The organism is Hymenobacter sp. B1770, assembly GCF_049896385.1.
Taxonomy (GTDB): Bacteria; Bacteroidota; Bacteroidia; order Cytophagales; family Hymenobacteraceae; genus Hymenobacter.
In genome coordinates this window covers 1-827 of sequence record NZ_JAFCUF010000061.1, presented here as the reverse complement: position 1 = coordinate 827, position 827 = coordinate 1, and the positions used below count along the sequence as shown (strand labels likewise).

Here is an 827-nt window from a genome sequence, read left to right as displayed (position 1 = left end):
CGCGCACCTCGCGCTGCTCGTCGGCCTGCAACGCGCCGGTAAAGAGCGCACGCACCCGACGGCCCTGCAGGTCGAACAAGTCCAGCTGGGCGGGGCCGGTCAAGCTGGCCAGCACCTGCACGCGGAACCGGCCGGGACTGGGGTTGGGCGATGCCTGCAGCAGGGTGCGGCCAGCGGTGGCGGGCAAAGCGGAGAGCGTGCTAGCCAGGCGATCCTGGGCAGAACTTACCTCCAGGTTCACGGTGCCGAGGGCGTAGACAATGGGGGGGCAAGCTTCGAGCCCGCCGTACTCGACCACGTAACCGGCAGTGGTGCCCCCGGTGTGGCAGTTGTCCACGTTGTTCCACAGCCCGGAAGTGCCGTAGAGCTGGGCGTAGTCCTCGCCCTGCGGGCGCCATTGGTTCTTGAAGTCGTCGGGCTGGCCCGGCAGCCAATTACTATAGGCCGCGCCAATGCCGGCGGGCCCGCCGCGCCAGATGAGCTGCCCGGCTTCGGGACCGGTCTGCCAGCGCCACTCGCCCTCTACCGCGGCATCGCTGGCCCCGAACCAGTACGCGCCTTGGGCCTTACCAGCCAGGAAATCCTTCTCCCCGGCAAAGGTGACGGTGGCCAGGTAGCCAGTCATGCCCTCGTAGGTGCGCGCCGCGGCGGCTGCTTTGGCATCGGCCCAGCAGATGCCCGGGGCGCTCACAAACTCGTAGTAATGGTACGTGGCCGACGAGGCCAGCACCGGACCCGTCCCCTCAATGACGTACGTGAACGTGACCCGACCCGTAAAGCCTAGCTGCGGGGCATAGGTGTACGTGCCATCAGCGTTGGTGACGAGC

At 67.8% G+C, this 827-nt stretch carries 1 protein-coding gene; it reads right to left on the bottom strand.

The genetic code is table 11. The annotated features are described in order from the left end of the window. A partial coding sequence (locus tag ACP7AJ_RS21465) for a hypothetical protein (RefSeq protein ID WP_426062286.1) occupies nt 1-827 on the bottom strand: 827 nt, incomplete at both ends.